Raw genomic sequence first — 10,809 nt, 5'->3', positions numbered from 1 at the left:
GGCCTTCTGGTAGGGCAGGTCGTGCGCCGGCGTCGCCGCCACCGGGGCGGGGGACGGCGCGTCAGCCACGGCCACCGGGCGGGCGGGCGCCGCCGGAGCCTCCGCCGCGGCGCGGCCCTGCGGGAACACCGCCAGGCCGACAGCCAGCGCCGCCTCCTGCTGTTCGCGCGTGCCGCCCTGCAGGCCCACGGCGATCAGGCCCAGCGTGCGCAGCAGGTCGCAGAAATTCTCGAAATCAAAGCTCTGCCCCGGGGGAAGATCATCCAGATCCAGCACTACCGGCGCATTGCGGAAAAAATTGGGCGCCTGACGAACCTTGTCCGACAGGGCGAAAAAGAAATTCTGGGCGTGCGGGTCCGAGACCTTCAGCACCATCATGGTGAAGTTGCTGCCGCGCAGTTGGAATGGCGCGTCCCGGAATGCCACCTGGTTGCTCATCTCGCCCCTGACCCCTCAATACCCCTGACCGCCCGATGCGCGGCCGCCTGACCGTCACCCACCCGCATGTGATCGGAATGACCCGTCGGACCCAAGCGCGGGGCCGGGGCCTGCCTCTGATCGCCCGCGGAGGGCAGAGGGTCCTCGAAGCGCGGGTCCCGTCCCAGCCCGGAAAGGCGGGACGGCACCCCAGGCCGGACCCATCGAAGGCGCGTTTCAAAACCAGATGGGCGCAGGCGTCAAGGGAATCCTCAGATCCATATTTTGAGCGGAAAGCGCCAGCCCACACAATATTTATTGAGTCATAGTGCACCTTCGGGGTGGGCCGTCCTCCGGGGCGAGGGAGCGGCAGCGTGACAGCCTCTTGAATCGCGGGCGCCTTTCCGCCGGCCACGGGTCCGCCGGTTTTCGGTCCTATCGCCCGGCGCTATCCCGAATGGGCAAGGGCGAGGGCGACTCGGGCCGCTGGCGGGGCTGCTGCGGCGCGGCGACTCGAATGCTGCCAGGGCACAACATCTGGGGTGTGAATCTTTGATGTATGCCCCATGGCTTGCTGACAGGCGCTCGCACCTGCGGTAGGATGCATACCAGGGTCGTCACTCAAGAATGACGGGACGGGGTATTGCCAAACTGTGCGCCGCTGCCTTCGCTGTCGTGTGCCCGCCGGGGGGAAGGCCTTCCCCCGATGCCCCCGCCGCCGTTGACCCTCGCCAGGCCGCCATCGTTCCACCGCCCGCTTGCCGCGGCATCTCCCGCACCGGGATGTGGACGGCCCGCATCGGTGCCCGTCGATGGCCCCCCCAAACCGCATGCCCCGCTGACCTGGGGATGCGGTTTTTTCGTGCCCGGTTCCCGGCGCCCGGGGTCCCAACCCCCGCCGCCGCCCGGGCACGTGGTTCCTGCCTGCCTAGTAACCTGGTCGTGGGGGCGCACGTCCCCCACGGCGCAATTCGGTGTGACTGAGGAGACAGATATGGCCAAGCGTCCAGTGAAGGTGACTTCCGGCGGCTCCAGCTCCGACAAGGTGCGCCCGCTTTTTCCCGATGTGATACCCGCCCGCGCCGCTCCGCCGAGCAGCGGCTGGGACCCCATCGAGGAAAGGCGGGACCAGAGCTATGTGCGCAAGGTCAAGCCGCAAAGCCCCAATCAGAAGGTGCTGATGGAGGCCATCGCCAGCCATAACCTGGCGCTGGCCCTGGGGCCGGCGGGCACGGGCAAGACCTACCTGGCCATTTCCAGCGCCGTTGAGGCGCTGGAGGCCGGGCGCGTCGACCGCATCATCCTGTCCCGTCCCGCCATCGAGGCGGGGGAAAGCATCGGCTACCTGCCGGGCGACATGGGGGAGAAGATGGCCCCCTTCCTGCGCCCGCTCTATGACGCGCTGAACGACCGCCTGGGTGGCAAGCGCCTGCGCACCCTGATGGCCGAGGGCACCATCGAGATCGCGCCCGTGGGCTTCATGCGCGGCCGCACCCTGAACAACGCCTTCGTGGTGATTGACGAGGCGCAGAATTGCACCTACGGCCAGATCAAGATGCTGCTGACCCGCCTGGGCTGGCACTCAACCATGGTGCTGACGGGCGACCCGGACCAGTCCGACCTGCTGAACGGCTTGTCGGGCCTGGCCGACATCGCCAACCGGCTGGAGAAGGTGGAGGGCATCGCCGTCGTCCGCCTGAACGACCGCGACATCGTGCGCCACCCCCTGGTGGCCAGCATGCTGACGGTGCTGTAAGGCACGTCCTAGGCTTTGAAACCACGGGCGGGCGGTACCGATGGGTGCCGCCTGCCTTTGTTTTCGGACGTGGGGCGCGTTAGTTTATGGGGGACATCCCTTCCGTCGCGCGAGCGCCCTATCCCCATGGCCAAGAAACGTCTGATCCGCCTGCTGCTAACCCTGGTGCCGGCGCTTGGCCTCGCGGCCCTTGTCGCCTGGTGGCTGGGGGCGCCGCCGTCCTCGCGCCCGGCGTCCAGCGCCAGCAGCACCGGGGCGCCGCCGGCTTCCGGCGGCGGCGGCCAGATCGTGCCCGGCGTGGCCGTGGGCGGGCCTTTCACCCTGGTCGACCAGTCGGGCAAGACGGTGACGGAGAAAAGCTACGCCGGTTCCTGGCGGCTGATGTTCTTCGGCTACACCTTCTGCCCCGACATCTGCCCGACCGAACTGCAGGTGATAGCCCAGGCCATGGACCAGCTGGGCGCGGTGGCCGACAAGGTGCAACCCCTGTTCGTCAGCGTCGACCCCGGTCGCGACACGCCGCAGCAGTTGTCGGACTACGTCGCCCAGTTCCATCCCCGCCTGGTGGGCTTGACCGGAACGGCGGCCCAGGTGGGGGCGGCGACCAAGGCTTGGCGGGTCTACGCCGCCAAGGTCAACGGCGACGACCCCGAAAATTACCTGATGGACCACTCCACCTACGTCTACCTCATGGACCCCGACAATCGCCTGGCCACTATCTTCGCCCGTGGCACCACGGCGGAAGACATGGCGAAAGGCATCCGCGAGGCCATGGCCAAGGCGCCGGCGGGGAAATAGCGCCGGGATGCCCTATGCGTTTCTGCCCTCTTGCGGCCGGGGGCGTTTGTGGGCACACGGTGGCGCGGCCTTCCTGGGGCCGCCTTCCAAAGACAGGGGACCGCCATGGCCCGTATCCGCTCCCTCCTCACCGCCTTGATGATCGCCGCCCTGCCGGTGGCGGTTGCCATGCCTGGCCGGGCGCTGGCCCAGGACCCGGGCACGCCAGCGCCGGCTATCGAGGCGTCGGCCGCCTGGTCCCGGCCCACCATCCGGGGCGGCAGGGCTGGCGTGGCCTTCCTTACCCTGTACAACAAAGGGGCTGCCGACCGGCTGGTGGGGGTGGAGGCCGACGTGGGCAAGATGGCCCAGATCCACCTGGCCGAGGTGGTGGACGGCATCGCCCGCATGCGGCCGGTGGTGGACGGCGTGGCCCTGCCGGCGGGTGGCACGGTGACGCTGAAGCCCGAGGGTGCGCACATCATGCTGATGGGCCTGACCCAGCCCCTGGTGGTGGGCCAGCGCGTCCATTTGACCCTGCGGTTCAAGGCCGCGGCACCGCTCGCGGTCGAGGCGACGGTGCTGGCGCCGGGGGCGGAGCCGGGCATGGGTGGCGGTGCTACGCAGGGTGGCGGACACGGACCGGGCTGAGCTTGCGGCATCACCCCTGTGCGTGCCACGCAGGGGGTCAAAATAGTTCTTTAGTTTCAGGCACTTGGCCCTGTGCTTTTGCGGCTTGACAGGGGGTGGCCCGCCCCGTATGGTGCCGCCGCTTTCGCATGGCGACGACTCCATTGCGGCGGAAGGGGCATACCTCCAGGGGTTTAGACCTTGACGGACCAGACACCCCCGCCTTCCTTGGATGAACTTGAAGCCCGATTGCGGGAAGCGCGACGGGGTGCCGAATCACCCTCTTCCTCACCGTCCCAACGGAAGGATGAGGCGGGGCGGGGTTACCTCGGCGTCGCGTTCCGGATCGGTGCCGAACTGGTCGCGGCGATGGTGGTCGGCGTCGGGGGCGGCTTGCTTATCGATCGTTGGCTGGGCACATCGCCCTGGGGACTGATCGTGATGTTCGTCCTGGGGTCGGCGGCCGCGATGTTGAACGTATACCGGGCCGTCAACGGCATGGGATACGCGGTAGGATACCGGCGGCCGGATGCGGACGCCAACTCAGGGGGCGGAACCAACTCCACCCCCGCCAAGGATGAAGGTGAGGGGAATCGTGGCCACTGATCCGCTGCATCAGTTTCGCATTGAGCAGATCGTTCCTCTGCATCTCGCCGGGCACGACGTCTCCTTCACCAACTCCTCCGTCTACATGGTGGTCGCGGCCGTCCTAATCACGGCCCTGCTGACCGTCGGCACCGCTTCCCGCGCGCTGGTCCCCGGCCGGCTGCAGTCGGTCGCGGAACTGCTGTACGAATTCGTGTCGGGCATGGTGCGGGACAATGCCGGCGCTGAGGCGCGGCCCTACTTCCCGCTGGTGTTCTCGGTCTTCGCCTTCGTGCTGTTCGGCAACATGATCGGCATGATCCCCGGCACCTTCACCTTCACCAGCCACATCATCGTGACTTTCGCGCTGGCGGCGACGGTGTTCGTGTTCGTGACCGTGCTGGCGCTGATCCGTCACGGCATGCACTTCTTCAGCTTCTTCTTCCCCTCCGGCGCGCCCATCGTGCTGGCGCCCATCCTGATCCCCATCGAGATCATTTCGTATCTGATGCGGCCGGTCAGCCTGTCCATCCGACTGTTCGCCAACATGATGGCGGGCCACACCATGCTGAAGGTCTTCGCCGGCTTCACCATCACCATGATCGGCGCCCTGGGCGCCGTGGGTTGGCTGGCCGGCGCCGTTCCGGTGGCCATCAACGTGGCCCTGGTCGGTTTCGAGATCATGGTGGCCTTCCTGCAGGCCTACGTCTTCACCATCCTGACCTGCCTCTACATCCGCGACGCCATCGAGCTGCACTAAGCCCGCATCGTCCGTCGGTAGAGCCTGTCTTCACCTTTCAACCGTTCCATCACAGAGGAAGTCTATAATGGATCCGCAAGCCGCTAAGTTCATCGGCGCCGGTCTGGCCATGTTCGCCCTGGCTGGTGTCGGCATCGGCATCGGCAACATCTTCGCCAACCTGATCGCCTCCGTCGGCCGTAACCCGGCCGCCCGCGCCTCCGTGTTCCCGATCGGCATTCTGGGCTTCGCGCTGACCGAAGCCGTGGCGCTGTTCGCGCTGCTGATCGCCTTCCTGATCCTGTTCACCTAAGCCTGAAACCCGGGCGTTGATGGAACGGCCCCGTGGGGCGGCCTCGCCTGAGGCCGGCATCCTGCGGAATTGACAGGGGATGGGGCGGTGGGCGGCGATTGCCGGCCACCGCCCCCGATCCCATGTCCGGTGCGTATTAAATCAATGCTCAACACAGGTTCCGGTCCGATTTCCGGCGATGGCCCGGTGCAGGGCGTCCGTGGGGCATGGTTCCCGTGGCGCGTTTTCGGCATCAGCCCCAATCCGGGCGATCTCGCAATCAAGGTGATCTTCATGGTGAATCCAAGGCTCATGGTGTGGCTGAAGGGCCTTGCCGCCGCCGCCGTCCTGACGGTGGCCCTGGGCGGCACGCCGTCGTTCGCGCAGTCCGGTGAGGAAACCGCCCACGCGACGGACGCCGTGGAGCATGAGGCTGGCGTGCATGACGAAAAGGGTCTGCCCCAGCTGAACACCAAGACCTTCGCGTCACAGATTTTCTGGCTGGCCATCACTTTCGGCACGCTCTACGTGCTGGTGGCCAAGGTCGGCCTGCCGCGCGTCGGCGCCGTTCTGGACGCCCGTGAAGCCAAGATTTCCGGCGACCTGGACAAGGCCACGCAGCTTAAGGCCGAGACCGACGCCATTGTCGCCGCCTATGAGAAGGCCGTCGCCGAGGCCCGTGCCGGCGCCCACAAGCTGCTGAACGAGACCGCCGTCACGGCCGATGCCGCGGCCGCCAAGCGCATCGCCGACGTGGTGGCCGGCCTGGCCGTCAAGCAGAAGGAAGCCGAGGCCCGCATCGAAGGCCAGAAGCAGACCGCGCTGGCCAACGTTCGCGCCGTGGCCGCCGAGGCCGCCGCCGCCGCTGTCGCCAAGCTGGCGGGTGTGGAGCCCGACCAGGCTGGCGTCGATGGCGCCGTGGATGCCGCCCTGAAGGAGCGTGCGTGATGTTCGATCTGCAGAATCCCACTTTCTGGGTTGGCGTCGCCTTCGTCATCTTCGTCGCCCTGGTCGTCTGGAAGGGCGGCCTGGGGGCCCTGGGCAAGAGTCTGGATGCCCGGGCGGAGAAGATCCGCCTTGAGATCGAGACCGCGCAAAAGCTGCGCCAGGATGCCGAGGCGGCCCTGACCGCCTATCAGAAGAAGCAGCGCGACGCGATGAAGGAGGCGGACGCCATCATCGCCGCCGCCCGCGAGGAAGCCGACCGTATCCGCCAGCACGCGGAAGCGGACCTGGAGGCCACGCTGAAGCGCCGTGAGGCCCAGGCCCTGGAGAAGATCGCCCAGGCCGAAGCCGCCGCCTTGCAGCAGGTGCGGGGCCTGGCCGTGGACGTGGCCCTGGCCGCCACCGAGACGCTGCTGGCCCAGACCATCGACCAGTCGCGCAGCGACGCCATGGTGACGGCGGCCATCGCCGAACTGCCGGCCAAGCTGCACTGATCAACCGATCAGCGGCACAGCCGAAATAAAGAAGGGCGGTCCCATCGGGGCCGCCCTTCTTTATTTGGATGTATGAGGGCGAACCGTTCCCTACTTCGGTATGTACTCCACCACCGGTGCTACCTTGCGCGCGGCCTTGCCCATGCCCCGGCGCAGGGTGACCTTGGTGTGGCCGGCCTTCCATTCGGCGCTGGCCGACTCGGCGTCCTTCTGCCGGCCGGCGGGGGCGCCCAGCTGCTTCACCAGTTGCGCGTCGACACCGTCGCCGCAATCCTTGGACGCCTCTTGTCCGTAGAGGGTCACCCGGCGCAGCGCGTTCTTCTTCATCTCGAAATCCACGGCATAGGCGCAGCCGCCCAGACGGATGCTTTCCAGGCCGAACAGGTAGCGGACATGCCCTCCCTTGGGTGCGTCGCTCCCCATTTCGAACTCCCGCGCCTTGGGATAGGCGGCCAGGATCTGCTTGCGGGTCATACCCCAGGTTACCTGGCCCCAGCCGTTCAGGTCTTTTGCCTTGGCGGGCGCCTTCGCCGGCGCATGTTTGCCCGTCCCGTGCTCACCCGCCTGGTGCTTGGGGGCGGCCGCCAGCGCCGTGCCCGAGGCGGCGCCGAAAGCCAGGGCCGCCAGCGTGACGGCAAGGCGGCGAATGATGCGATGCTTCATGGTTGTTGTTCTTCGTACCAGGAGGAAGGGACCGCCCCCGGCCCCGAATCGGAATGCCTGAACTGGCGGGCGATCAGCCCAGCGCCTCCAGCTCATCGATGAAGCCCTTCAGCATGCCCAGCCCCTTGTGCCAGAAGGCGGGGTCGGTGGCGTCCAGGCCGAAGGGCGCCAGCAGTTCCTTATGCCGCTTGGTGCCGCCGGCCGCCAGCATCTCCAGATAGCGGCGCGCGAAGGCGTCCGAACCGTTGCGGGCCGACGCCTCCTCGTACGCGGCATAGAGGCTGTTCACCAGGCAATCGCCGAAGGCGTAGGCGTAGACGTAGAAGGGCGAATGGATGAAGTGGGGGATGTAGGACCAGTAGGTCGCGTAGCCCCCGTCGAATCGCAGGGCCGGGCCCAGGCTCTCCGTCTGTACCGCCAGCCAGAGTTCGCCCAGTCGTGCTTCCGACAGTTCGCCCTGGCGGCGTTCGCTGTGCACGCGGCGCTCGAAGTCATAGAACGCCGTCTGCCGGACCACGGTGTTCAGCATGTCCTCCACCTTGCCGGCCAGCAGGGCGCGGCGACGGGCCGGGTCGGTCTCGGCGGCCAACAGCCCACGGAAGGTCAGCATCTCCCCGAACACGCTGGCCGTCTCCGCCAGGGTCAGGGGCGTGTCGGACTGCAGGTGGCCTTGGGCACCCGCCAGCACCTGATGCACGCCGTGGCCCAGCTCATGGGCCAGTGTCATGACGTCCCGCGTCTTGCCCATGTAGTTGACCAGCAGATAGGGGTGGGCGCTGGGGACGGTGGGGTGGGCGAAGGCGCCGGGGTTTTTGCCGGCCCGCACCGGCGCGTCAATCCAGGCACTGTCGAAGAAGCGGCGGCCCACGCCGGCCAGCTCAGGGCTGAAGCGCGCGTAGGAGGACAGCACGATTTCCCGCGCCTCCTCCCAAGGGATGGTGCGCTCCGTCTCGTCGGGCAGGGGAGCGTTGCGGTCCCAATAGTCCAGGGTGTCACCGCCGAACCACTTCGCCTTCAGGGCGTAATAGCGGTGCGACAGGCGGGGGTAGCTGTCCTTCACGGCGGCCACCAGCGCCTCCACCACCGCGTCCTCCACCCGGTTGGACAGGTTGCGGGCCGACCAGGGGTGGTCATAGCGGCGCCACTTGTCCTCGATCTCCTTGTCCTTGGCCAGGGTGTTGGTGATCAGGGTGAACAGCCTGATGTTGCGGCCCAGCACCGCCCCGATCTCCAGCGCCGCGGCCTTGCGCGTCGCCGCCTCCGGCGCCGACAACAGGTTCAGCGCCTCCGCCGACGTCAGGTCCTGGCCATCGATTCGGAACCGTAACGACGCCATGGTCTCGTCAAACAGGCGGGTCCAGGCGGTGCGGCCCACCACCGCCTTCTCGTGCAGGAAGCGCTCCACCTCATCCGACAGCTGATGCGGGCGGTAGATGCGCACGTCGCGCAGCCAGGCAGCATAGCGCCGCAACTCCGGCGCCTTCAGCTTGGCATCGATGTCCTTGTCCGCCAGCTGGTTCAGTTCCAGCGTGAAGAACAGCAGATGCACGGACACGGCCGTCACCCGTTCCTGCATGGACTGGTGGAAGCGGGCGATGGCGCCGTCGCTCTGGTCCCCGGCGTACAGCAAGCCGGCGTAGCTCATGACGCGGGTCAGCGTCTCGTCCAGCGCCTCGTATGTGGCGATGGCCTGGGCCAGTTCCTTGCCCGACAGGCCGGGCAGTGCGCCGGAATAGCGCCGGTGGAAGGCTTGCGCTTCCCGCTCCACCCGTTCCAGATCGGCCTTCAGCGCCGGCGCCTCCGGTCCGGCGTAGAGGTCGGAAAGATCCCAGATGGGCAGGGCCCCGGAAGGCGTGGTTTCGGTGGCGGTCATGTCCGGCTTTCCGTTCAACGGGCGGTGTCGGACATGACTATAGCGGATCGGTCCGCTAGCTGCGCCAGCGCAGGACGGTATCCTTGACGGGATTTTCGAAGGGTCGGCCCTCTTCCCGGGCCCGGCGGAATTCATTCTTCAGCTGGTAGTACCAGCGCGCCTGGGTGTCGGCATCCTTGATCAGCATCAGGGTGGGATTATGGCGCAGGCCCTGCTGCTGCATCACCACCGCGTCGCGGTCCTGGCCCAGGAAATGCCGGGCGATGGGTCCGAGCACCGGCTTCAGCAGGTTGGCCCACGGCATGGTCCAGTAGAACATGTTGGTGATGCGGGTGTTGGTTTCGTCCAGCGGTGTCACCGCCGTCAGGTTCCACACCCGGTTGCGGCCGGCCTCGATGGTTTCGGTGCGGATGCCGGGCAGGCGGAAGGCGATCTCCGTCTCCGGCACGCCGCCCAGGATGGTGTAGGCGCGGGAGTTGCTGGAGGGCCGGTGCTTCTTCATGACGAAGCCGAAGGGGCCGGGGCCAAAGGCCTTCTGTTTGGCGTGGATGGACTTCGGGCTGCGCCAGAACCAGTTCTGGTGGACGAAGGGCCCGTGGGCCGGATCCATCAGGCCCACCACCGCATGGTCGAGGTGGCAGGGGAAGTCCATGGTCATCAGCATGTCGGGCTGCTTGTCCACCGGCAGGCCCGGCGGTTGCGGTGGCTCCTGGTCCGGCTCACCGGTACCCATCCAGACCCAGATGTTGCCGCTCATCTCCCGCACCGGATACTTGCGCACCTTGATGCGGTTCAGGTCGAACTCCTGGTCCGGCACAAGCGAGGGGATGTCGGTGCACTTGCCTTCCTGGTCGAAGCGCCAGCCGTGATAGCAGCACTCCACCTCCTTGCCATCGAATCGGCCGCAGGACAGCGGGATGCCGCGGTGGGGGCAGATGTCGCGCAGCGCGAAGACGGCGCCTTCCTTGGTGCGGCCGAACAGCAGCGGTTGGCCCAGCAGGGTCATGGCCTGCATGGCGCCGCGTGCCAGGGTGCCGCCGTTCATGGCGAAGTACCAGATGTCGTCCAGGAAGAAATTAGGCTCGGCCAAGGCGTCGTCACCGGATAGCGGGGGGAAGAATCAAGGGCCGCACTCTACATCGGCGGCGGGAAGGGGCCAATGAGGCAGGTCAAGCGGCCACCGCCTCGGCCATTCCGGGAATGGGCGGCAGGCCGCGCGCCACCTCCGCCACCCGGCGGCGCAGCCAGGCGTGGGCTGGGTGGCTGTCCAGCCGACGGTGCCAGACCATGGACAGCCGCATGCCGGGCGTCCCCTCCAGGGGCAGGGGCCGCGCCACCAGGCCGAAGGCCGATGCCAGGGGGTGCGCCACCCGGGCCGGCATGGTGCAGAAAAGGTCGCTGTCGCGCAGCATCGGGGCCGCCGCCAGCAGGTGGGAGGCCACGATCGCCAAGCTGCGCTGCCGGCCCAGAGTCTCCAGCATATCCATTCCGATGACGAGATCCTGACCCAGCACCTGGTGCAGGAGGCCACCATCGCGCTGGCCGCCGGCCGGCGCTTGGGGCTTGAGATCGACGAGGCCGAGGCCATCAAGTGGGTGACGGCCAACCCGGCCAAGTCCATTGGCGTGCGGACAGACC

The 10,809-nt window shown here is 67.5% G+C and carries 12 protein-coding genes and 1 pseudogene; 8 read left to right on the top strand and 5 right to left on the bottom strand.

Annotated features, from left to right (window positions below):
• Positions 1-438 (bottom strand): annotated as a pseudogene (locus I55_RS18720) (septum site-determining protein MinC); the annotation flags it as partial.
• Positions 439-1,411: 973 nt separating this feature from the next.
• On the opposite strand from I55_RS18720, the gene I55_RS18715 reads away from it, so the two are divergent.
• The 8 genes from I55_RS18715 to I55_RS18680 all read left to right on the top strand — a co-directional run bounded on the left by I55_RS18715 (position 1,412) and on the right by I55_RS18680 (position 6,635).
• Complete coding sequence (locus I55_RS18715; RefSeq protein ID WP_044562100.1) at positions 1,412-2,173, top strand: PhoH family protein; 762 nt, start codon at positions 1,412-1,414, stop codon at positions 2,171-2,173.
• A gap of 126 nt (positions 2,174-2,299) precedes the next feature.
• Positions 2,300-2,971, top strand: a complete 672-nt coding sequence (locus I55_RS18710; protein WP_044562099.1) for an SCO family protein — start codon at positions 2,300-2,302, stop codon at positions 2,969-2,971.
• 105 nt (positions 2,972-3,076) lie between these two features.
• Entirely contained in the window at positions 3,077-3,601 is a 525-nt protein-coding gene (locus tag I55_RS18705) for a copper chaperone PCu(A)C (RefSeq protein ID WP_044562098.1), read from the top strand.
• Between the two features lie 180 nt (positions 3,602-3,781).
• Positions 3,782-4,186 (top strand): AtpZ/AtpI family protein, encoded by a 405-nt coding sequence (locus I55_RS18700; protein WP_044562097.1) that lies wholly within the window; start codon positions 3,782-3,784, stop codon positions 4,184-4,186.
• Positions 4,176-4,925, top strand: a complete 750-nt coding sequence (locus tag I55_RS18695) for a F0F1 ATP synthase subunit A (RefSeq protein ID WP_252181206.1) — start codon at positions 4,176-4,178, stop codon at positions 4,923-4,925. Before I55_RS18700 ends, I55_RS18695 begins: the two co-directional genes overlap by 11 nt.
• Positions 4,926-4,992: 67 nt before the next feature.
• Complete coding sequence (locus tag I55_RS18690) at positions 4,993-5,217, top strand: ATP synthase subunit C family protein (protein ID WP_044562095.1); 225 nt, start codon at positions 4,993-4,995, stop codon at positions 5,215-5,217.
• A 273-nt stretch (positions 5,218-5,490) separates the two neighbouring features.
• Positions 5,491-6,144, top strand: a complete 654-nt coding sequence (locus I55_RS18685; RefSeq protein WP_252181205.1) for an ATPase — start codon at positions 5,491-5,493, stop codon at positions 6,142-6,144.
• Positions 6,144-6,635: an ATP synthase subunit B gene (locus I55_RS18680; protein WP_044562094.1), complete on the top strand. Its 492-nt coding sequence runs from the start codon at positions 6,144-6,146 to the stop codon at positions 6,633-6,635. Before I55_RS18685 ends, I55_RS18680 begins: the two co-directional genes overlap by 1 nt.
• A 90-nt stretch (positions 6,636-6,725) precedes the next feature.
• Here the strand turns inward: I55_RS18680 and I55_RS18675 are convergent, their stop codons facing one another.
• The 4 genes from I55_RS18675 to I55_RS37210 form a co-directional block, all read right to left on the bottom strand.
• Entirely contained in the window at positions 6,726-7,298 is a 573-nt protein-coding gene (locus tag I55_RS18675) for a hypothetical protein (RefSeq protein ID WP_044562093.1), read from the bottom strand.
• 73 nt (positions 7,299-7,371) lie between these two features.
• Positions 7,372-9,171 carry a M3 family oligoendopeptidase gene (locus tag I55_RS18670; RefSeq protein WP_044562092.1) on the bottom strand — a complete coding sequence of 600 codons (1,800 nt, stop codon included), beginning with the start codon at positions 9,169-9,171 and terminating at the stop codon, positions 7,372-7,374.
• 55 nt (positions 9,172-9,226) lie between these two features.
• The gene (locus I55_RS18665; RefSeq protein ID WP_199902642.1) at positions 9,227-10,261 is read right to left on the bottom strand and encodes an aromatic ring-hydroxylating dioxygenase subunit alpha; all 1,035 of its coding nucleotides are present in this window, start codon (positions 10,259-10,261) and stop codon (positions 9,227-9,229) included.
• A 79-nt stretch (positions 10,262-10,340) separates the two neighbouring features.
• The gene (locus I55_RS37210; protein ID WP_083901236.1) at positions 10,341-10,658 is read right to left on the bottom strand and encodes a LysR substrate-binding domain-containing protein; all 318 of its coding nucleotides are present in this window, start codon (positions 10,656-10,658) and stop codon (positions 10,341-10,343) included.
• Positions 10,659-10,809: the final 151 nt, after the last annotated feature.

Source organism: Azospirillum sp. B4, assembly GCF_000333275.1.
Taxonomy (GTDB): Bacteria; Pseudomonadota; Alphaproteobacteria; order Azospirillales; family Azospirillaceae; genus Nitrospirillum.
This window is presented reverse-complemented; position numbering and strand designations above follow the sequence as displayed.

Bases quoted from the DNA above. Each gene is read 5' to 3' on its own strand.
- I55_RS18715 (WP_044562100.1), top strand. From the start codon at position 1,412: ATGGCCAAGCGTCCAGTGAAGGTGACTTCCGGCGGCTCCAGCTCCGAC.
- I55_RS37210 (WP_083901236.1), bottom strand. From the start codon at position 10,658: ATGGATATGCTGGAGACTCTGGGCCGGCAGCGCAGCTTGGCGATCGTG.
- I55_RS18685 (WP_252181205.1), top strand. From the start codon at position 5,491: ATGGTGAATCCAAGGCTCATGGTGTGGCTGAAGGGCCTTGCCGCCGCC.
- I55_RS18680 (WP_044562094.1), top strand. From the start codon at position 6,144: ATGTTCGATCTGCAGAATCCCACTTTCTGGGTTGGCGTCGCCTTCGTC.
- I55_RS18670 (WP_044562092.1), bottom strand. From the start codon at position 9,171: ATGACCGCCACCGAAACCACGCCTTCCGGGGCCCTGCCCATCTGGGAT.
- I55_RS18705 (WP_044562098.1), top strand. From the start codon at position 3,077: ATGGCCCGTATCCGCTCCCTCCTCACCGCCTTGATGATCGCCGCCCTG.
- I55_RS18675 (WP_044562093.1), bottom strand. From the start codon at position 7,298: ATGAAGCATCGCATCATTCGCCGCCTTGCCGTCACGCTGGCGGCCCTG.
- I55_RS18690 (WP_044562095.1), top strand. From the start codon at position 4,993: ATGGATCCGCAAGCCGCTAAGTTCATCGGCGCCGGTCTGGCCATGTTC.
- I55_RS18710 (WP_044562099.1), top strand. From the start codon at position 2,300: ATGGCCAAGAAACGTCTGATCCGCCTGCTGCTAACCCTGGTGCCGGCG.